Origin of the sequence: Clavibacter sp. (assembly GCF_014802555.1) — a bacterium.
GTDB lineage: Bacteria > Actinomycetota > Actinomycetes > Actinomycetales > Microbacteriaceae > Clavibacter > Clavibacter sepedonicus.
Genome location: NZ_JAAVCB010000091.1, coordinates 1 through 20,393 on the forward strand (window position 1 = coordinate 1; position 20,393 = coordinate 20,393).

Sequence of the window (20,393 nt, forward strand, 5' to 3'; positions counted from 1 at the left end):
CGCGCCGACGCGCTTGACCCCTTCATCGAGCACTACAACACTGAACGAATCCACTCAAGCCACGGGCTCACGCCCGCGGCCCGAGTGTCACCAACGTCATGACCCAGTACAGCTAGAGCGCCAGCGCGCCGATGGCCTCGCCGTACTGCGTCTCGCCGATGACCTCGAAGCCGACGTGGGTGAAGAACTCCTCGGGGCCGTCCTCACCGGGTTCCCACACGACGGTGAGCCGGTCGAAGCCGCGCGAGCGCGCCTCGTCCGCGAGCGCGAGGACCGCGAACCGGCCGACGCCGTGGCCCTGCGCGTCGGCGTCGACGTTGATGCGCCAGATGCAGCTGCGGAAGATCTCCTCGTGGGCCTCGGGATCGAAGTTGCCCATGATGAAGCCGACGACCTCGCCGTCCTCCATGACCACCCTCGGCCACGCGGTGGTGGGGTTGACGTAGGCCTCGGCGATGGAGTGTGACACGGGGGCGACGAAGGCCTCCTGCCCCGGCTTGAGCGTCAGCGTGTTGGCCGCCACGATCGTCCGGGCGCTCAGCTCTTCGAGTGTCATGTCGCTCATGGCCACAGGGTATCGGGCGGGCCTCCGTCGGACCAGGTGCCGCGGGCCGCGCGCCGGGGCGGCGTCGGGAGCGCGGAGCGGGGCCGGACCCGCCGATGTCTCGATGTCGAGAGACAGGGGCCGCCGGGTAGGCTGGCCCACGGATCCACCGGCGACGAGCCGGACCCGGCGCGCGCCGACGGAGACGCGCACGGAGGCGACCGACGAGCATGAGGAGGACTTCGTGGAGAAGATCAAGGTAGAGGGGACCGTCGTCGAGCTCGACGGCGACGAGATGACGCGCATCATCTGGCAGTCCATCAAGGACACGCTCATCCACCCGTACCTCGACATCGACCTCGAGTACTACGACCTGGGCATCGAGAAGCGCGACGAGACCGACGACCAGATCACGATCGACGCGGCGAACGCCATCAAGAAGCACGGCGTCGGCGTCAAGTGCGCCACGATCACGCCCGACGAGGCGCGCGTCGAGGAGTTCGGCCTGAAGAAGATGTGGCGCTCGCCGAACGGCACCATCCGCAACATCCTGGGCGGCACGATCTTCCGCGAGCCCATCATCATCAGCAACATCCCGCGCCTCGTGCCCGGCTGGAACAAGCCGATCATCGTCGGCCGCCACGCGTTCGGCGACCAGTACCGCGCCACCGACTTCCGCTTCGAGGGCGAGGGCACGCTCACGATGACCTTCACGCCCAAGGACGGCTCCGAGCCGCAGCAGTTCGAGGTGTTCCAGAGCCCCGGATCCGGCGTCGCGATGGGCATGTACAACCTCGACGACTCGATCCGCGACTTCGCGCGCGCCTCGCTGTCCTACGGCCTCGCCCGCAACTACCCGGTCTACCTCTCCACCAAGAACACGATCCTCAAGGCCTACGACGGCCGCTTCAAGGACCTGTTCCAGGAGGTCTTCGAGGCCGAGTACGCGGAGCAGTTCGCCGCTGCGGGCCTCACCTACGAGCACCGCCTCATCGACGACATGGTCGCCGCCTCGCTCAAGTGGGAGGGCGGCTACGTCTGGGCCTGCAAGAACTACGACGGCGACGTCCAGTCCGACACCGTCGCGCAGGGCTTCGGCTCGCTCGGCCTCATGACCAGCGTGCTCACCACGCCCGACGGCAAGGTCGTCGAGGCGGAGGCCGCGCACGGGACCGTCACGCGCCACTACCGCCAGCACCAGCAGGGCAAGCCCACCTCGACGAACCCCATCGCGTCGATCTACGCCTGGACCCGGGGCCTCGCGCACCGCGCCAAGCTCGACGGCAACGACGCGCTGAAGACGTTCGCGGACACCCTCGAGGACGTCGTCATCACGACGGTCGAGAGCGGCAAGATGACGAAGGACCTCGCGCTCCTCGTCGGCCCGGATCAGCCGTACCAGACGACCGAGGAGTTCCTCGCGTCGCTGGCGGAGAACCTGCAGACGCGCCTGGCCTGATCCCGCGGGCGTCGATCCGACGCCGCCGCACGCCGGAGGGCCCCGCCCCCGTTCCGGGGCGGGGCTCTCGCATGCTCCCGTGAGCCTCACGTGTGCAGGGGGCCGACGCGCGCCGTCGGTTCCTCCCTACGGTTCTCCCCATCGCGTCGACGACGCGACTCCGCGACGGGGGCTCACGCGCACCGCGCGTCTCGGGCTCCGCGGATCCACGAGCCGGTCGATGCCGGCGACAGGGGGGAACAGCCATGCCCATCCATCGAGACCCGCTCATGCCGGACCGGAGGCGGCGCCTGCGCGCGGGCCGTCCGCTCGCGGCCTGCGCCCTCGCGTTCGCGCTCGTCGCGGCCGGCACCACGACGGCCAGCGCGGCCGACACTCCGACCGCGGCCGTCCCCGTCGGCGCCGGGGACGGCAACTACCTCGTGACACTGCGGGATCAGCCCGCCTCCGCGTACGACGGCACCCTCGACGGGCTGGCCCCCACGCGGGTCGAGCCGGGCGCGCGGCTCGACGCGCAGTCGGACGCCGTGCAGCGCTACTCCGACCACCTCACCCAGCGTCAGGACTCGGCCGCGGACGCGGCGGGCGTCACGCCGACCAACCGGTACTCCCTCACCGTGAACGGCTTCTCGGCCAAGCTGACGGCTGCGCAGGTCCAGGAGCTCAGCCACGATCGCGACGTGCTGAGCGTGGAGCCCGACCAGGCCCTCCACACCACGTCCACGCCGGATTCGCGCTTCCTCGGGCTCGAGGGCGACCACGGCCTCTGGTCGAAGGCGGGCGGAGTCGACGCGGCCGGCAAGGGCACGGTGATCGGCGTCCTCGACACCGGCATCGCCCCGGACAACCCCTCCTTCGCGGGGAAGCCGCTCGGCTCCACGCCCGGGGCGGATCCGTACCTCGACGGATCCCGCATCGACTTCCGCAAGGGCGACGGCACCGTCTTCCACGGGACGTGCCAGACGGGCGACGGGTTCACCGCCGACGACTGCTCCACCAAGATCGTGGGCGCGCGCGCCTTCGAGGCCGGCTGGGCCGCGACGGGAAGCCCGATCGGGCCGCAGGAGAAGGTCTCCCCGCTCGACACCGCTGGACACGGGAGCCACACCACGAGCACGGCCGCGGGCGACGCGGGCGTGACGGCGACCACGGGCGCGGTCCAGGAAGCCATCGCCGGCATCGCCCCCGCGGCGAGGATCGCGGCCTACAAGGTGTGCTGGAGCGGGCCCGACCCGGAGGTGGAGACCGACGACGGCTGCGCGACGTCGGACATCGTCGCCGGGATCGAGCAGGCCACGTCCGACGGCGTCGACGTGATCAACATGTCGCTCGGTGGCGCGGGGAAGGCGGAGGACACGTTCCAGCGCGCCCTGCTCGGCGCCGCGGACGCCGGCATCTTCGTCGCGGCGGCAGGCGGCAACAGCGGCCCCGATGCCGGGACGGTCTCGAACACGGAGCCGTGGATCACCACCGTCGCGGCCAGCAGCGTCCCGGACAACTACTCCGGGACGGTCACTCTCGGCGACGGCGCGAGCTTCAGCGGCGCGTCCGTGACCGTGGGATCGACCGTGTCGGGCCCGCTCGTGCGCGCGGCGGATTCCGGGGTGGCGGGAGCCGCGTCCCCCGAGCTGTGCGGGGACGGGACGCTGGATCCGGACAAGGTGCGCGGCCGCATCGTGCAGTGCGACCGCGGTGTGTCGGCCCGCATCGACAAGAGCGCCGAGGTGGAGCGCGCGGGTGGCATCGGCATGGTCCTCACGAACGTGAAGCCGGACTCCGAGGACCTCGACGCGCACTCCGTCCCGACGGTGCACCTCGATGTCGACTCCCGGCAGACGATCGTCGACTACGCGGCGAAGGCCGGTGCCACGGCGACCCTCACGAACGGCAACACGACGGGCGTCACCCGACCCGCGCCCCAGGTCGCGGGCTTCAGCTCCCGTGGTGCTGCGGAGGCGGTCGACGGCGGCGACACCATCAAGCCCGACATCACTGCTCCGGGCGTGGGGATCCTCGCCGCGGTCAGCGACAAGGGCGGTAAGCCCGACTTCGCCGCGGATTCGGGAACGTCCATGGCCTCGCCGCACATCGCCGGATTCGCACTCGTCTACCTCGGCGTCCACCCGAAGGCGTCGCCGGCCGAGGTCAAGTCGGCGCTCATGACGACCGCGACCGACACGGTCGATGCGAAGGGCGAGCCCGCCACGGATCCGTTCGCCCAGGGAGCGGGGCAGATCGCGCCGGACCGGTTCCTGCAGCCCGGCCTCTTCTACCCCAGCGGCGCGAAGGACTGGGCCGCCTACGCCGCAGCCACGGGCCTCGAATTGCCGAACCCGGTGGCGCCGGTGGCCCCGTCCCAGCTGAACCTGCCGAGCATCGGCGTGGGGAAGCTCCTCGGATCCACGACCGTCACGCGCACCGTGACGTCGCTGACCGCGGGCACGTGGACGGCGTCCGTGCAGGGCGTGCCCCAGGCTGACGTGAAGGTCACGCCCGCGCGCCTGACGTTCACGGCTCCGGGCCAGACGAAGTCCTTCCAGGTGCGCATCACCGCGAAGCGCGGTGCGCCGTCCGACGCGTGGTCGACCGGTTCGCTCACGTGGACCGGATCCGCCGGCACCGTCCGCAGCCCCATCGCGGTGCGGCCCACCGCGGTCGTCGCCCCGGCCTCTGTCGACGGCACCGGCACGAGCGGGAAGGTCGACGTGTCGGTCGACGCGGGCATCACCGGCCGGATCCCGCTCACGACCGCCGGGGCCGCGCGCGGCGAGCTGCTGAGCGACGGAGACTCCGGCCACCCCGGCCACTCCGGCAGCGTCACCGCCACCGACGCCGACGGGGCCGAGATCACGGTGAAGGCGGGTGAGGAGGCGCTGGTCCTCGACGTGGCACCGGTCGACGGGGCATCCGACTTCCTGCTGGCGCTCGAGAAGGTGGGCAAGGACGATGACGACCGGAAGCTCATCAGCCTGCAGCAGACGTCCTCGCTGTCGGAGCGCATCGTCGTGCCGGCGCCGGAGGCAGGCAAGTACATCGTCACCGTGCAGGCGTCGACGCTCGCCGGCTCGGCGACGAGCGTCGGCTACGACCTCACGCGGTACGACGTGCAGGGCACGGGCGGGGAGGGATCCTTCCAGGTCTCGCCGGCCCAGCTCCCCGTCACCGCGGGGAAGAAGGCCACGTACACGGCCTCCTGGTCGGGTCTCGCGGCCGGCAACTCGTACGTCGGGCTCGTGAGCTACGGCGGGACCGCCGCGACCACGATCGTGGACGTCTCCACTCCCGCGGCCTCCGCGGCTCCCACCGCGACCACGGCTCCCGCCATCACCGGCACGCCGGACGTCGGGCGGACGCTCACGGCGTCGACGGGCGCGTGGGCGCCGCAGGGCGTGACGCTCGCCACGCAGTGGCTGTCGAACGGCACGCCGATCGCCGGGGCGACGGGATCCACGTTCCGCGTGACCTCCGCGGTGGCGGGCACGGCGCTCGCCGTCCGGGTGACGGCCACTGCATCCGACGGGCAGACGGGCGTCGCCACGAGCCCGACCGTCACGGCACGTGACGCGGCGACGGTGCACCTGCAGGCGACGCGACCGCGGGGCACGGCGAGCGGCACCGTGCACGTGCAGGTGTCGGTGACGTCGGCCGCGAAGCAGGCGGCCACCGGGGTGGTGCGGGTGACCGTGGACGGCGCGGAGCACGATGTGCCCCTCGACGGCTCCGGCACGGGCTGCGCGGACATCACGGGCGTCGCCCCGGGCACCCGCACGGTGCAGGCCTCCTACGTGGGCGACAACCTCGTCGGCGGGGGCACGAGCCGCGCGCAGAGGATCCTCGTACGCTGATCGTCGCGCGAGGCGAGCGGAGGGCGGGTTCCGGACGGCACCCGCCCTCCGTCGTGCGTGCGGCACGTGCTCCCTATACGGGAGGGGGCGGTGGAGCCTGGAAGGCGGCCGTGCGGCAGGTGATGGCGCCGCGGGGTCGGCGGTGCTCGGTCGGGTCCGGATCGCCGTCACTGCGGGACTCGTACCGCCAGCGGCAACTGTTACACGGCGGTAACAACCGACCGGTCTCAGGGCGAATACCCGGGGTATGTTGAGGATTCGCGCGTGTCGCAAGGGGTGCGCGCGGACCACTCGTACCCATTCGAAGGACGTGTTCGTGATCCCACGCTCTCCCCGGCTCCGCCCGGAGTCCGACCGCGCACCATCCCTGCGCAGGGCGACGGCCTCCGTCGCCGCCACCGCCCTCGTCGCCGCCGGCCTCGTCACGTTCGGAGCAGCAGGGGCCATGGCGGCCCCGGCCCCGACCGTCGCGACGCCCGCATCGGCGCTCGAGGACGGCCGCTACATCGTGACCCTCGCGGACGACGCCGCCGCGACCTACCGGGGCGGCGTCGACGGGCTCCCCGCGACCGAGGCCCGCTCGGGCGCCCAGCTCGACGCGAAGGCCGGCCCGGTCGTCGCGTACACCGACTACCTCGAGGATCGGCAGGAGGATGTGGCCGCCAGCGTCGGCGCCGACATCGAGTACTCCTACTCCCTCACGGTCAACGGCTTCTCCGCCGACCTCACGGCCGAGCAGGCGTCGAAGCTCTCCGGCGACCGGGCGGTCGCCTCCGTCGAGCCCGAACGGCTCTACCACCCCACGTCCACCCCCGCGGCCGACTTCCTCGGGCTCACGGGCCCCGACGGCGTGTGGGCGAAGACGGGCGGCCAGGAGGAGGCGGGCGAGGGCGCCGTCATCGGCGTCATCGACACGGGCATCGCGCCCGAGAACCCCGCCTTCGTGGGCGAGCCGCTCGGCACGACCGCGGGCGCCGAGCCGTACCGCGACGGATCCGCGATCGCGTACGCCAAGGGCGACGGCACCACCTTCCGGGGCACGTGCCAGACCGGCGAGCAGTTCACGGCGGCCGACTGCTCCACGAAGATCGTGGGCGCGCGCTACTACGTGACGGGCTTCGGCCAGGAGAACATCGGCACCGCGGCGACGGGCGAGTACGACTCCCCGCGCGACGGCGAGGGGCACGGATCGCACACCGCATCCACGGCCGCCGGCGAGGCCGGCGTGACGGCGACCATCGACGGCAAGGACCTCGGGGAGATCTCGGGTGTCGCGCCCGCCTCCAAGATCGCGGCCTACAAGGTCTGCTGGTCCGGTCCCGACCCGGCCGTGAAGACGGACGACGGCTGCGCGGGTGCCGACCTCATCGCCGCCATCGAGCAGGCGACGGCGGACGGCGTCGACGTCATCAACTACTCCATCGGCGGCGGCTCGGCGGCGACCACGTTCTCCGCGACCGACAGGGCGTTCCTCGGCGCGGCCAGCGCGGGCATCTTCGTCTCCGCCTCCGCGGGCAACTCCGGCCCCGGCGCCTCCACGCTCGACAACGCGTCGCCGTGGATCACCACGGTCGCCGCGAGCACGGTCGCGGGCAACTTCGAGGCCACCGCGAAGCTCGGCGACGGGCAGGCCTTCGCGGGCTCGTCCATCACGGTCACCGAGCCGGTCACGGGCGACTTCGTCACAGCGGCGTCCGTCGCCGTGGCCGGCGCCACCACGCCGGCCCTCTGCGGGCCCGGCGTGCTCGACCCCGCGAAGACCGCGGGGAAGATCGTCCTGTGCGAGCGCGGCACGATCGACCGGGTCGCGAAGTCGGCCGAGGTCGAGCGCGCGGGCGGCATCGGCATGGTGCTCGTCAACCCGACGCCGAACTCGATCGACGCCGACACGCACTCCGTGCCGACCGTCCACCTCGACGCGGACGTCTACGCGGCCGTCTCCGCCTACGCGGCGACGCCCGGCGCGACCGTCACGCTGGTGCCCGACAACACGACGGGCGTCTCCGCCCCGACGCCCCAGGTCGCGGGCTTCAGCTCGCGCGGCCCGGTGCTCGCGGACGGCAGCGACATCCTGAAGCCCGACGTCACGGCGCCCGGCGTCTCGATCATCGCGGCGACGAACAACGCCGAGGGCGAGGAGCCGACCCTCGCGCTCCTCTCCGGCACGTCGATGGCGGCCCCGCACGTCGCCAGCCTCGCGCTCCTGTACCTCGGCGAGCACCCGAAGGCGACGCCCGCCGAGATCAAGTCGGCGATGATGACCACCGCCTACGACACGCTGGACGAGGACGGCGGCAAGGTCACGGATCCCTTCACCCAGGGCGCCGGCCACGTCGACGCGCGCCGGTACCTCGACCCGGGCCTGCTGTACCTGAACGACCGCGCCGACTGGCTCGCGTACCTCGCGGCCACCGGGTACGCCTCGGGCATCGACCCGGTCGACCCGTCGGAGCTCAACCTGGCGAGCATCGCCATCGGCGCCCTCACGGGCTCCGAGACCGTGACGCGCGAGGTCACCTCCACGCGCGCCGGCACCTACACGGCGAGCGTGCAGGGCCTCGCGGGCGTCAGCGCCGAGGTGACCCCGAAGACGCTCGAGTTCACGGAGGCGGGCCAGACGAAGTCGTACGAGGTGTCGTTCACGCGCACCACGGCGGACATCGACGCGTACGCCACCGGATCCCTCACCTGGACGGACGGCGGCACCACGGTGCGCAGCCCGATCGCGGTGAACCCGGTCTCCATCGCCGCGCCGGACGAGGTGCAGGGGAAGGGGATCAGGGGATCCGTCGACGTGACGGTCACGCCCGGCACCACCGGGCCGATCGCGCTGACCGCGGAGGGCCTGACCGCCGGCCGCGTGTACGCCAACCCGGACGACGCGTCGCCGCCCATCTCGGGTACGGGGCCGGCGAAGGCGGAGCTGCAGTACGCGACCACCGTGCCCGCCGGCCAGATCGCGACCCGGATCGACCTCGACTCGGCCGACGACAAGGCGGACCTCGACCTCTCGGTGTTCCGCCTCGAGGGCGGGAAGCCGGTCGAGCAGTTCGACTCGGCGACCGAGTCCGCCGACGAGTCCGTGACCATCGAGACCCCGGAGGCCGGTGACTACGTCGTGGTCGTATCGGTCTTCTCGGTGCCCGCGGGGCAGAAGACGCAGGACTTCACCCTCACGCAGTTCGACCTGTCCGAGTCGACGGACGAGGGCGCCTTCACGGTGTCCCCGAACCCGCTCGACGCGGTGCAGAGCCGACCGGTCACCTACACGGCCTCGTGGAGCGGGCTCGCGCCTGAGACCGCCTACCTCGGTCGGGTCGCCTACTCCGGCACCGAGTCGTCGACGTACGTGCGCATCGAGTCGGGTGCGATCCCGGCGCCGACGGCGACCGCGCCGCCCGTGATCTCCGGCACGCCCGTCGCGGGCCAGACGCTCACGGCGACGCCCGGCACGTGGGACCAGGAGGGCCTCAAGTACTCGTACCAGTGGTACGCGGACGGCAAGGCGCTCGCCGGCCAGACGCGCGCGACCTACAAGGTCTCGCCGTCGGTCGCGGGCAAGTCGATCACGGTCGTCGTGACGGCGAAGCCGGCGACGGGACCCTCGGGGACCGCGACCAGCGAGGCCGTCGTGATCAAGCTGGCCAGCACCGTGACGGTGAGCGTCAAGCCGCCCGTGCTGACGAGCGCGCAGAAGGCCGTCGTCACGGTCAAGGTCGACAGCACCGCGAAGGCGGCACCCACGGGCACCGTCACGGTCAAGGTGGGGTCGGACTCGTACGAGGTCGCGCTGGATGCATCCGGCACCGGCCGCGTCGAGCTGCCGTCGTACGCGAAGGGCCGCTACGCGGTCACCGCGACGTACGCGGGCGACACGGCGAACGCGGCGAAGACCAGCGCGCCGAAGTACCTCTACGTGAGCCGCTGATCCGCGGCTGACCCGGAGTGACCGCCGAGGGGGCGGGTGCCGCGAGGCGCCCGCCCCCTCGTGGCGTGTCCGGCGCCGCCCGCGCCGCCCGTGCCGCCCGCGTCAGCGGAAGATGATCGTCCGCGCGCCGTCGAGCAGCACGCGGTGCTCCGCGAACCAGCGGACGGCCTGCGTGAGGGTGCGCGACTCCTCGTCCTGCCCGATGGCCATGAGCTCGCGGGCGCTGCGCGAGTGGTCGACCCGCACGACGTTCTGCTCCACGATCGGGCCCTCGTCGAGGTCGCTCGTGACGAAGTGCGCGGTCGCGCCGATGAGCTTCACGCCGCGCGCGTGCGCCTGCTTGTAGGGGTTCGCGCCCTTGAAGCCGGGGAGGAAGGAGTGGTGGATGTTGATGATCCGACCGCTGAGCCGGGCGCACAGCCCGGGGGAGAGGATCTGCATGTAGCGCGCGAGCACCACCAGCTCGATGTCGTGCTCCTCGACCGCGCGGATCACGCGCTCCTCGAACGCCTGCTTCGAGGCCTCGTCGGTGACGGGCACGTGCTCGAACGGCACGCCGTAGAAGCCCGCAAGGTCGGCGAGCTTCCCGTGGTTGCTGAGCACGAGCGGGATCTCGACGGGCAGCTGGCCCGCGCGCTGCCGAAACAGCAGGTCGTTGACGCAGTGCTCGGCGGTGGATCCCAGCACGAGCGTGCGCAGCGGCCGGCCCACCTCGTCGAGGTGCCAGGTCGCGTCGTACCGCTCGACCACGGCGGCCAGCACGTCGGCCAGCCGGTCGTCGTCGGCCGCGCTCTGGATCTGCAGGCGCATGAAGAACCGGCCCGTGTCGGCGCTCGAGAACTGCTGCGACTCGGTGATGTCGCCGCCCGCCTCGACGATCGCGCCCGCGATGGCGTGCACGATGCCCGGGCGGTCGTCGCAGGAGAAGACGAGGACGCGGTGCGGCGGTCGCGCGGGGGTGGCCTGATCGGTCATCCGTCTAGGCTATTGCCTGGCTGCGCGGATCCCGCCGGCCCCGGGAGCCCTCCCGCCGTCACGTCCCTCAGGTCCACATGACGAACACCTCCCCCATCTTCCTGCCCGACCTCGAGCGCGCCGAGCGCTCGGAGCGCTCCGGGCGTCGCCGTCCGCCGCCCGGCGTCGACCCGTCGTTCCGCTTTCCCTGGGTCGGGATCCTCACGCTCGCCGCGTGCGTGTTCCTCAGCGTCACGAGCGAGATGCTGCCCACCGGCCTCCTCAGCGAGATGAGCGGCGACCTCGGCGTCGAGGAGTCGCGCGTCGGCCTCCTCGTCTCCGTGTTCGCGGTCGCGGTGGTCGTCTCCAGCGCGCCGCTCGCGGCCCTCACCCGCCGGGTCCCGCGGCACGCGCTGCTGCTCGCGGTGCTCGCGGTCTTCGCGACGAGCAACCTCCTCACCGCGCTCGCGCCCACCTTCGAGCTCGTCACCGCGACGCGCGTGCTCGGTGGCCTCGCGCACGGCCTGTTCTGGGCGGTCGTCGGCGCATACTCGGCGCACCTCGTCCCGCCCGCGCTCATCGGCCGGGCGGTCGCGCTCACGGTCGGCGGCGGCAGCCTCGCGTTCGTGCTCGGCGTGCCGGTCGGCACCGCGGCCGGGCAGGCGTTCGGCTGGCGGGCGGCGTTCGCGGGGATCGGCGTGCTCACGCTCCTGGGGATCGTGCTGGTGTGGCGGTTCCTGCCGGCGGTCGGGCGGCCCGAGCGGGAGGCGCCCGCGGCCGCGTCGGCGACCGGCCGCGTCGGGTTCCGGCAGCGCATGGCCGGGCAGGGTCTCGGCGGCGTGCTGTTCGTGTGCCTCACGGCGATGGTCATCATGATCGGCCAGTACGGCTTCTACACGTACGTCGACCCGTTCGTCACGCGCGTGATGGGGATCCCCGAGCAGCAGCTCAGCGCCATGCTCTTCGGCTACGGGATCGCCGGCGCGGTCGGGCTGCTCCTCGCGGGCACCCTGTTCTCGAGCCGCCCGCAGCTCGGCGTCCTGGCGGGCCTCGCGGCGGCGGCGCTCGGGGTCAGCTCGCTCGCGCTGGTCCCGGGGCTCTGGGCGGTCGCGATCCCCGGCTTCCTGCTCTGGGGCCTGGCGTTCGGCGCCATCCCGACCCTGCTCCAGACGCGCATGCTGCACGCCGCGCACCCGTCGTTCCGCGACACGGCCAGCTCCTTCTACACGACGGCGTTCAACGTCGGCATCGGCGGCGGGGCGCTCGTGGGCGGCGCGCTGCTCGACGGGCTCGGCATCGCGTCGCTGCCGGGGGCGTTCCTCGCGGTGATGGCGGTGTCGGTCGTGCTCGTCGTGGGATCCGCGGGCCGGGCCGTCCGCGCCCGCGCCGCCTCCGCGCGCGCCGCCGGCTGACCGCCGACGCGTCCCCAGTCACATCGGGGTGCCTCGAGCCTGCGGGAGGCCGTCGGAGTCCCCAGTCGCACCGGGGTGCCTGGTGCCTGCGGGAGGCCGGCGGAGTCCCCAGTCGCACCGGGGTGCCTGATGCCTGCGGGAGGATGGATGCCGTGACCACGACCCCCGCGCCCCTCGGCCTCCTCCTCGACGTCGACGGCCCCATCGCCAGCCCGATCACCCGCACCCTCGCGATCCCGAGCATCGCGACCGATCTCGTCGAGCTCGCCGCCGCGGGCGTGCCGATCGTCTTCAACACGGGCCGCTCGGACGCCTTCATCCGCGAGCAGGTCCTGGGCCCGCTGCTGGCCGCCGGCCTCCCCGCGGGCGCGCGCGTGCACGCCGTGTGCGAGAAGGGCGCGTCGTGGTTCTCGATCACGCCCGAGGGCGCGGGGGAGGTGCACGTGGATCGGGCGCTCGCGCTGCCCGAGGCGTACATGCGCGACATGGAGCGTCTCGTCGCCGAGCGCTTCGCCGACTGGATGTTCTTCGACGCCACCAAGCACGCGATGGTCTCACTCGAGCAGCTCACGAGCGTCTCCTCGGACGACTACCTCCGGGTGCAGCCCGAGCTGGACGCGCGCGCGGTCGAGATGCTCACTTCTCATGGGCTCGGCTCGGTGCTCGAGGGCGTCGAGGTGCCCGACGCGGACGGGAACGTGCAGGTGCGCGTGGATCCCACGATCATCTCGACCGACATCGAGTCGATCCGCCTCGGCAAGGACCTCGGCGCCGAGCGCGCCCTGGAGCTGCTCGCCGACAGCGGTCCGCTCCCGCTGCGCTGGCGCACGGTCGGCGACTCGCGCACCGACTACGCGATGGCGCGCTGGCTGCACGAGAACGGCCACGAGGTCGCGCACGTCGACGTGCGGCCGGCCGACGGGATCCCCGCGACGCCGTACGACGTGCTCACGGCGGGCGACCTCATCCACGACGAGGCGGGAGCCGCGCTCCTCGCCCAGTGGGTGCGCATCGTGCGCGGCGAGACCGATGACGACTCCGCGTTCCTGGCGCCGGGGCGCTCCGCGAGCTGATCCCCGCGGCTGCCCGCTGCCCTCGCCGCGCTGCCGGCGCCTCCAGCACGGCTCGCGCTTCCCGCGCTTCCCGCGCCTCCCGCGCTGCCCGCCGCAGCTGCGCCCGTCGCGCCCGCCGCTCCGCCCGAGGGCCCGTCCGCATCCGGACGGGCTCTTCCGCGTGTGCGCGAACGGATGTTAGCCTCGGCTAACACTTCGACGGAGAGGCCGCCATGACCCGCACCGCCCCCGAGCGTCGCCGCGCGCGCCGGCCCGTCACGGGCCCGCGGCTCGTCCTCTTGCTCGGGCCCGCGTTCGTCGCGGCCATCGCGTACGTGGATCCCGGCAACGTCGCCGCCAACCTCACCGCGGGCGCGCGCTACGGCTACCTGCTGGTGTGGGTGCTCGTGGCCGCGAACCTCATCGCCGTGCTCGTGCAGTACCAGTCGGCGAAGCTCGGGCTCGTCACGGGCCGCAGCCTCCCGGAGCTCCTCGGCCAGCGGCTGCCGACGCAGCGGCGCCGCGCGTTCTGGGTGCAGGCGGAGCTCATCGCCGCGGCCACCGACCTCGCGGAGGTCATCGGCGGCGCCATCGCGCTGCACCTGCTGTTCAGGATCCCGCTCGTCGCGGGCGGCGTGATCGTCGGCCTCGTCTCCATCGGCCTCCTCGCGGTGCAGTCGCGGCACGGGCAGCGGCCGTTCGAGCTCGTGATCGGCGCGCTGCTCCTCGTGATCACGGTCGGCTTCCTCACGGGCCTCGTGGTGAGCCCGCTGTCGGGATCCGGCATCGCGGGCGGGCTCGTGCCGCGCTTCGACGGGCCGGACAGCGTGCTGCTCGCCGCGAGCATGCTCGGCGCGACCGTCATGCCCCACGCCGTCTACCTGCACTCGTCGCTCAGCCGCGACCGGCACGGCGTCCAGACCGACGACGGCGTCCTCCGTCGCCTGCTCCGCGCGACGCGCTGGGACGTGGTCACGGCGCTCGCCGTGGCCGGCGCCGTCAACATCTCCATGCTCCTCATCGCGGCGGCGAGCCTCGGCGGCGTGCCCGGCACCGACTCGATCGAGGGCGCGCACGCGGCCATCACTGCGTCTCTCGGGCCGGTCGTCGGCGTCGTGTTCGCGGTCGGGCTGCTCGCGTCCGGCCTCGCGTCGACGTCGGTCGGCGCCTACGCGGGCGCGGCGATCATGGGCGGCCTGCTGCACGTCCGGGTGCCGCTGCTCGCCCGGCGCGTGGTGACGCTGATCCCGGCCCTCGCGATCCTCGCGATCGGCGTCGACCCGACCACCGCGCTCGTGGTCAGCCAGGTCGTGCTGAGCCTCGGGATCCCGTTCGCGCTCGTGCCCCTCATCCGCCTGACGGGCGACCGCCGCGTGATGGGCGCACACGTCGACCGGCCGCTGACGCGCATCGCGGCGTGGGTCGCGGTGTCGCTCGTGGTGGTGCTGAACGTCGCGCTCGTGGTGCTCACCTTCACGGGCTGACGCGCGCGGGTCGGCCGGGTCGGCCGGGACGGCCGGGTCAGCCGGCCTCGGAGACCCAGACGGCGGACGCGGCGGCGGCGGTGAGCGGGCGGCGCGCGGATCCGTCGACCGTCACGACCATGGCGGCCGCGTCGCGCGAGCCGGTGTCCGCGGCCTCGCGCACGAGCGTCGCGTCGAGCCCGATGCCGTGCTCGGCGAGCTCGCGCAGCAGGCGCGGGTCCTCGTCGGAGATCCGCCGCACGCGCATGGGCCGGTCGGCGACCGCGTCCGCCAGCACGGTCGCGACCGGCAGGTGCGGCTCGCCGTCGGCCGAGGGGATGGGGTCGCCGTGCGGATCCCGCGAGGGGTGCCCGAGGTGCGCGTCGATGCGCGCCACGAAGTCGTCGGACACGGCGTGCTCGAGCACCTCGGCCTCGTCGTGCACCTCGTCCCAGCCGTAGCCGAGCACGTCCACGAGGAACGTCTCGAGCAGCCGGTGGCGGCGCACCATCTGGATCGCGTGCCGGCGGCCGTCCTCCGTCAGCTCGATGCTGCCGTACGGCCGGTGCTCCACGAGGCCCTGCGCCGTGAGGCGGCGGATGCCGTCGGATGCGGTGGCGGGCCGGATCCCGAGCCGCTCGGCGAGCCGGCTCACGGTCATCGGCTGGTCGGTCCACTCGGTGGCGGACCAGATGAGCTTGAGGTAGTCCTGCGCGGCGCTGGAGAGCTCGTCGACGGACATGCCGCCATGGTACCGAGCGGCCCCGCGCGCACCGCGGCCGATGCCGCCCGGCCGCGCCCGGCCCCGCGGTGCATGCTGGACGGGACCGCGGGCAGGGACGCCCGCGGCGGATCCGATGGAGGAACCACATGCAGTACCGCACACTCGGCAACAGCGGCGCGATCGTGTCGACCTACGCGCTCGGCACCATGACCTTCGGCGCGGAGGCCGACGAGGAGACCTCGGGGCGCATCCTCGAGGCGTACGTCGCGGGAGGCGGCACGTTCATCGACACCGCGGACGTCTACACGTCGGGCGTCTCGGAGGAGATCGTCGGCCGCTGGTTGAAGGCGCACCCCGCCGAGGCCGACCAGCTCGTCGTCGCGACGAAGGGCCGCTTCCCGATGGGGCAGGGCAACAACGACGTCGGCACCTCGCGCCGCCACATGACGCGCGCGCTCGACGACTCGCTGCGCCGCCTCGGCGTCGACACGATCGACCTGTACCAGATGCACGCGTGGGACGCCGTGACCCCGCTCGAGGAGACCCTGCGCTTCCTCGACGACGCCGTGCGCGCCGGCAAGATCTCGTACTACGGCTTCTCGAACTATCTCGGCTGGCAGCTGACGAAGGCCGTCGGGCTCGCGAAGGCGCTCGGGTACACGCCGCCCGTCACGCTGCAGCCGCAGTACTCGCTGCCGGTGCGCGAGATCGAGTCGGAGATCGTGCCGGCGTTGCGGGATGCGGGCATCGGGCTGCTGCCCTGGTCGCCGCTCGCGGGCGGCTGGCTCACCGGCAAGTACCGCCGCGACGAGACGCCCACCGGCGCGACCCGCCTCGGCGAGGACCCGGAGCGGGGCATGGAGGCGTTCACGCCGCGGAACGGCCAGGAGCGCACGTGGGCGATCCTCGACGAGGTGCGCCGCATCGCCGAGGCGCACGGATCGAGCTCTGCCCGCGTCTCGCTCGCCTGGCTCGAGGCGCAGCCGGCGGTGACCAGCGTGATCCTCGGCGCCCGCACGGTCGAGCAGCTCGAGGACAACATGGCATCGGCCGACCTGGAGCTCACGGCCGACGAGATCGCGTCGCTCAGCGCGGTGAGCGCACCCGTGGTGTCCGACTACCCGTACGGCCCGGCCGGCGTGCAGCAGCGCCACCGCGCGATCGACGTGCGCGGCTGAGCCCGCCGCCGGTCGTCCCCTCGTCAGCTCCGGCGACGCGGGGACGGCCGGCACCCGGTGCCCGGGGCGTGATCCGCACGCGCGGCACGTGCCGGCGCACCACGACCTCGAGGGTCAGCTGGCCGCGGCGGGCGAGGATCACGGCCACGACCGCGGCGGCCAGCGCCGGCACCCCGCCGGAGAGGACCATGCCGACGTGCACGCCCCAGGCCTCGACGATCCCGCCCATGAGCGGCCCGCCGACGGCCTGGCCGCCGAGCAGCACGAGCACATAGACGCTCATCACCCGCCCGCGGATGGCCACGTTGCTGGAGAGCTGCACGAGCGAGTTCGCCGCCGTCTGGAACAGCAGCGACGCCATGCCGACCGTGACGAGCACGGCGGCGAACGGCGCGATCCCGGGCATGAGCCCCGCGGCCGCCTGCAGCAGGCCCATGATCCCGACGCCCACCACGATGGTCCGCAGCCGCACGGTCGCGCGGCGCGTCGAGAGCAGCGCGCCCGTGAGCGCACCGATCGCGACCATCGAGTTGAAGAAGCCGTAGCCGCCCGCGCCCACGTCGTACACCTGGCTCGCGAAGGCGGCGAGGAGCACGGGCATCGTGAGGCCGAAGACGCTGAAGACGGCGACCAGCACGACGGGCCAGAGGATGGTCGGCTTCGAGCGCGCGTAGCGGAGCCCCTCCGCGAGCTGGCCGCGGCGGCGCGGGGCGGGCGGGATGCGGGTCAGGTCGCGGGTCTTCAGGCTCCACAACGTGAGCACCACCACGACGCACGCGAGCGCGTTGATCGCGAACGACCAGCCGGCGCCGACCGCGAGCAGCAGGATCCCGCTGAGCGCGGGCCCCACCATGCCGCCGAGCTGGAACACGGACGAGTTCACGCTGATGGCGTTCCTGAGGTGCTTCTGCCCCACGATCTCGGTGACGAACACCTGCCGCGCCGGGTTGTCGATCACGGTCACGAGCCCCGTCGCGAACGCGATGGCGAAGATGTGCCACGCCTCCACCGCGCCCGACAGCGTGAGCACGGCGAGCAGCGCGCTGAGGAGCGCGTAGGTGCCCTGCGTAATCATCATCAGCATGCGCTTCGAGCACCGGTCGACGATGACGCCGCCGAGCAGGCCGAAGAGCAGCATCGGCGCGAACTGCATCGCGACCGTGATGCCGACCGCCGTGACGCTGCCGGTGAGCTCCAGCACGAGCCAGTCCTGGGCGATGCGCTGCATCCAGCCGGAGGTCATGGCGATGACGTTGGAGGCCGTGAACCGACGGAAGTTCGGCACGCTCAGGGCGATGAGCGTGTGGCGCCACGGCGGGCGCTGGGTCTGGGTCGGGAGCGGGGCGGTCGGGGGGAAGGCGTTCGGCGGGGTCACGGTGTTCCTGCGGTGGCGGTTGCGTATGTGTGGCGTCGGTTCTGCATGGATGCGGCTCGGCGTCGAGCCGCGACCGACGCTACCCGCGGGCTTCCCATTCGGATCCCGTCTCGACATGATGAGTGCCATCACGTTCTCGAATGGCCGGGAGGCGCCGTGCTCGACCCGACCCTGCTCGCGACGTTCCTCGCCGTCGCCGACACCCGCAGCTTCACGCAGGCGGCCGCGCGGCTCGGCATCAGCCAGCCGACCGTGAGCCAGCAGGTGCGCCGGCTCGAGCGGGCCGTCGACCGCACGCTCATCGCGCGCGACACCCGGGCGATGCGCCTCACCGACGCGGGGGACGCGATGGCCGGCTTCGCGCGCACGATCCTCGCGGCGCACCGGGCGGCGGAGAGCTACTTCGGCGGATCCGAGGTGAGCGGCCGTCTGCGCTTCGGCACCGCGGACGACCTCGCCATCACGCAGCTGCCGCGGATCCTCCGCCACTTCCGGCAGCTGCACCCGCAGATCGAGCTGGAGCTCACGGTGACGCAGAGCGGGCCGCTGCACCGGCGGCTGCTCGCGGGCCAGCTCGACCTGATCCTCACCAAGACCACGGTCGACGAGCAGCCGTCCGCCCGGCTCGTCGGCCGCGACCGGATGGTGTGGGTGGGCCTCGAGCGCACGCTCGTCGAGGCGGGCGCGACCGTGCCGCTCATCGCGTACCGCGCGCCGAGCATCAGCAGGCAGATGGCGATGGACGCGCTCGAGCGGGCGGGCCGCACCTGGCGGATCACGTGCAGCACGCGCGACGTGAACGGCGTGCTCGCGGCGGTGCGCGCGGGCATGGGCGTCGCGGTGCTGCCGCAGGCGCTCATCCCGACCGACCTCGTGAAGGTGACCTCGCGTCTCGGCCTGCCCGAGCTCGACGAGGTGGACTACGTGCTGATGGACAACCCGGCGGGACCGCGCGCGTCGATCGAGGCGCTGACGTCGGCGATCATGTCGCGCGGGGTGACGCGCGCGAGCTGACGGCCCGGGCTGCCAGCGGGCCGCGCTACCAGCGAGCGACGGGCGGCAGGTCGTCGTCCGGCCAGGCCTCGCGCGCCCGGCCCTTGCGGCCCCGACCGCGACCTCGCCCGGTGGGCTGGTGCGGGGGCTCGGGCTTGTCGGGATCCGCGGTCGGGTCGCCGGGCTGCTCGAGCTGCATCGCGAGCGCGCGGAGCCGGGCGTCCATCTCCGCGTGCGCGGCGGCGGCCTCGTCGAGCCGGGCGCGCTCCTCGTCCACGTCGGCGGGCACGCGGGTGGCCTCCTCGAGCGGCAGCGCTGCGGCCTCCGCCTCGGCGAGCCGTCGTGCGCGGCGGCGCGAGGCGATGATGCCGAACGCGCCCACGGCGATCTGGAACATGCCGAGCCAGCCGGACGCGTCGTTGACCGGCGCGAGCACATGCCAGGCGCCGAGGGCGATCCAGCCGATGTTGACCCACATGGGCCAGGCGAACCCGGATGCGGCGCGTGCGCCCTCCGGGGGCTCGTGCGTCCCTCGTCCCTCGTCGCTCATGCCGTTCCTCCGTGCCGACCCGCCTGTGACCGTGAGTGTGTCACGCGAGGTCGTGAGCCGCCTGGAGCCAGACGAACGTGCGCGGGCTGAGCACGACGCCCTTCGTGAGGCGGAGCCGCTCGTCGCGCACGAGGTCGACGGCGTGCTCCGCGAATCCCCCCAGCGTCTCCGCGGACACCGTCGCCGGCTCGTCGCCGAGGTTCGCGAGCACGAGGACCGTGCCGTCGTCGTGCGGGCGCTGGTAGCCGAGCACGTGCGGGTCGTTCGCGTCGAAGCCGACGACGCGCGTGCCGCCGAGCGCGGGCGTGGCACGGCGTACCGCGAGGAGCCGGCGGACGCCCGCGTGGATGACGCCCGTGCTCGTGGTGCGGTCGTCGCGCTGGTCGTAGCGCTCGAACGGGTAGAGCGGGCGGTTCACCCACCTGCTGTCGTCGGCGTGCGCGGGGACGTCGTCGTAGCCGTAGTCGTTGAGCTGGCCGACCTCGTCGCCGAGCACGAGGAGCGGGAGGCCGCCGGTGCTGAGGGCGATGGAGTGGGCCAGCAGGATCCGCTCGACCGCGCCCGGGTCGTCCTGCTCGAGGCCCGCGAGGGAGGCGGTGGTGCCGGCGACCGCGCCGTCCGGGTGCCAGATGCCGCGGGCGTGGCTGCCGGGGAACCGGCCCACGTGGTAGTCGGCGAGGAAGCGGCGGTGCTCGTCGGGGTCGATGCCGAGGGCGCGCGCGTCGTCGTCGTCGAAGGCGAAGCGGAGGGCGTCGTGGCTGCGGACGCGCGCGGTGCGGGCGGATCCGGCCGGCACGTCGCCGCGGCGCACGAGGGCGCGGGAGAGCGGCGCGGCGGACCGGGTGGCGAGCGCCTCCCAGACGAGCGCGGTGAGCGCGGGGTCGTCGGCGAGGCGCACGGCGTCGCCGTCGAGGAG

The 20,393-nt window shown here is 73.2% G+C and carries 14 protein-coding genes and 1 pseudogene; 9 read left to right on the forward strand and 6 right to left on the reverse strand.

Annotated features, from left to right (window positions below; translation table 11 throughout):
* Nucleotides 1-102: pseudogene (locus HDR73_RS10300) on the forward strand (IS481 family transposase); the annotation flags it as partial.
* Between the two features lie 10 nt (nt 103-112).
* Here the strand turns inward: HDR73_RS10300 and HDR73_RS10305 are convergent.
* Nucleotides 113-565, reverse strand: coding sequence for a GNAT family N-acetyltransferase (locus HDR73_RS10305; protein WP_012298037.1), 453 nt, complete (start codon nt 563-565; stop codon nt 113-115).
* A gap of 223 nt (nt 566-788) precedes the next feature.
* On the opposite strand from HDR73_RS10305, the gene HDR73_RS10310 reads away from it, so the two are divergent.
* The 3 genes from HDR73_RS10310 to HDR73_RS10320 all read left to right on the forward strand — a co-directional run bounded on the left by HDR73_RS10310 (nt 789) and on the right by HDR73_RS10320 (nt 9,776).
* A complete protein-coding gene (locus HDR73_RS10310; protein ID WP_012298036.1) occupies nt 789-2,003 on the forward strand; it encodes an NADP-dependent isocitrate dehydrogenase in 1,215 nt (404 codons plus the stop codon).
* 245 nt (nt 2,004-2,248) lie between these two features.
* Nucleotides 2,249-5,848, forward strand: coding sequence for a S8 family serine peptidase (locus HDR73_RS10315; RefSeq protein ID WP_012298035.1), 3,600 nt, complete (start codon nt 2,249-2,251; stop codon nt 5,846-5,848).
* Between the two features lie 310 nt (nt 5,849-6,158).
* On the forward strand, nt 6,159-9,776 hold the full coding sequence (locus HDR73_RS10320) for a S8 family serine peptidase (protein ID WP_012298034.1): 3,618 nt from the start codon (nt 6,159-6,161) through the stop codon (nt 9,774-9,776).
* Between the two features lie 102 nt (nt 9,777-9,878).
* Here HDR73_RS10320 and purU read toward each other — a convergent pair whose 3' ends face one another.
* Nucleotides 9,879-10,751 (reverse strand): formyltetrahydrofolate deformylase, encoded by an 873-nt coding sequence (gene purU, locus HDR73_RS10325; RefSeq protein WP_041464346.1) that lies wholly within the window; start codon nt 10,749-10,751, stop codon nt 9,879-9,881.
* A gap of 77 nt (nt 10,752-10,828) precedes the next feature.
* Here purU and HDR73_RS10330 point away from each other — a divergent pair, with 77 nt between their 5' ends.
* From HDR73_RS10330 to HDR73_RS10340, 3 genes are all read left to right on the forward strand, one after another.
* Nucleotides 10,829-12,142 (forward strand): MFS transporter, encoded by a 1,314-nt coding sequence (locus HDR73_RS10330; protein ID WP_012298032.1) that lies wholly within the window; start codon nt 10,829-10,831, stop codon nt 12,140-12,142.
* 143 nt (nt 12,143-12,285) lie between these two features.
* A complete protein-coding gene (locus tag HDR73_RS10335; protein WP_012298031.1) occupies nt 12,286-13,215 on the forward strand; it encodes a Cof-type HAD-IIB family hydrolase in 930 nt (309 codons plus the stop codon).
* Between the two features lie 212 nt (nt 13,216-13,427).
* Nucleotides 13,428-14,678: an Nramp family divalent metal transporter gene (locus HDR73_RS10340; protein ID WP_012298030.1), complete on the forward strand. Its 1,251-nt coding sequence runs from the start codon at nt 13,428-13,430 to the stop codon at nt 14,676-14,678.
* Between the two features lie 37 nt (nt 14,679-14,715).
* On the opposite strand, the gene HDR73_RS10345 is transcribed toward HDR73_RS10340, so the two are convergent.
* Nucleotides 14,716-15,399: a metal-dependent transcriptional regulator gene (locus tag HDR73_RS10345; RefSeq protein ID WP_012298029.1), complete on the reverse strand. Its 684-nt coding sequence runs from the start codon at nt 15,397-15,399 to the stop codon at nt 14,716-14,718.
* Between the two features lie 128 nt (nt 15,400-15,527).
* Between HDR73_RS10345 and HDR73_RS10350 the strand changes: the two genes are divergently transcribed.
* Entirely contained in the window at nt 15,528-16,559 is a 1,032-nt protein-coding gene (locus tag HDR73_RS10350) for an aldo/keto reductase (RefSeq protein ID WP_012298028.1), read from the forward strand.
* Here HDR73_RS10350 and HDR73_RS10355 read toward each other — a convergent pair.
* Nucleotides 16,468-17,934, reverse strand: a complete 1,467-nt coding sequence (locus HDR73_RS10355; RefSeq protein WP_012298027.1) for an MFS transporter — start codon at nt 17,932-17,934, stop codon at nt 16,468-16,470. The genes HDR73_RS10350 and HDR73_RS10355 overlap by 92 nt on opposite strands.
* 156 nt (nt 17,935-18,090) lie before the next feature.
* Here HDR73_RS10355 and HDR73_RS10360 point away from each other — a divergent pair, with 156 nt between their 5' ends.
* Entirely contained in the window at nt 18,091-18,948 is an 858-nt protein-coding gene (locus HDR73_RS10360; RefSeq protein ID WP_012298026.1) for a LysR substrate-binding domain-containing protein, read from the forward strand.
* A 25-nt stretch (nt 18,949-18,973) separates the two neighbouring features.
* Here the strand turns inward: HDR73_RS10360 and HDR73_RS10365 are convergent, their stop codons facing one another.
* Together HDR73_RS10365 and HDR73_RS10370 are read right to left on the reverse strand one after the other, a co-directional pair.
* Complete coding sequence (locus HDR73_RS10365; RefSeq protein ID WP_012298025.1) at nt 18,974-19,477, reverse strand: hypothetical protein; 504 nt, start codon at nt 19,475-19,477, stop codon at nt 18,974-18,976.
* Between the two features lie 40 nt (nt 19,478-19,517).
* On the reverse strand, nt 19,518-20,393 hold an 876-nt coding region (locus tag HDR73_RS10370), incomplete at its 5' end, for an alpha-amylase family glycosyl hydrolase (protein ID WP_287136433.1).

What these genes read in the sequence shown, in the direction of transcription:
- HDR73_RS10305 (WP_012298037.1), bottom strand. Translation starts at nt 565, where the DNA reads ATGAGCGACATGACACTCGAAGAGCTGAGCGCCCGGACGATCGTGGCG.
- HDR73_RS10315 (WP_012298035.1), top strand. Translation starts at nt 2,249, where the DNA reads ATGCCCATCCATCGAGACCCGCTCATGCCGGACCGGAGGCGGCGCCTG.
- purU (WP_041464346.1), bottom strand. Translation starts at nt 10,751, where the DNA reads ATGACCGATCAGGCCACCCCCGCGCGACCGCCGCACCGCGTCCTCGTC.
- HDR73_RS10330 (WP_012298032.1), top strand. Translation starts at nt 10,829, where the DNA reads ATGACGAACACCTCCCCCATCTTCCTGCCCGACCTCGAGCGCGCCGAG.
- HDR73_RS10335 (WP_012298031.1), top strand. Translation starts at nt 12,286, where the DNA reads ATGGATGCCGTGACCACGACCCCCGCGCCCCTCGGCCTCCTCCTCGAC.
- HDR73_RS10340 (WP_012298030.1), top strand. Translation starts at nt 13,428, where the DNA reads ATGACCCGCACCGCCCCCGAGCGTCGCCGCGCGCGCCGGCCCGTCACG.
- HDR73_RS10345 (WP_012298029.1), bottom strand. Translation starts at nt 15,399, where the DNA reads ATGTCCGTCGACGAGCTCTCCAGCGCCGCGCAGGACTACCTCAAGCTC.
- HDR73_RS10350 (WP_012298028.1), top strand. Translation starts at nt 15,528, where the DNA reads ATGCAGTACCGCACACTCGGCAACAGCGGCGCGATCGTGTCGACCTAC.
- HDR73_RS10365 (WP_012298025.1), bottom strand. Translation starts at nt 19,477, where the DNA reads ATGAGCGACGAGGGACGAGGGACGCACGAGCCCCCGGAGGGCGCACGC.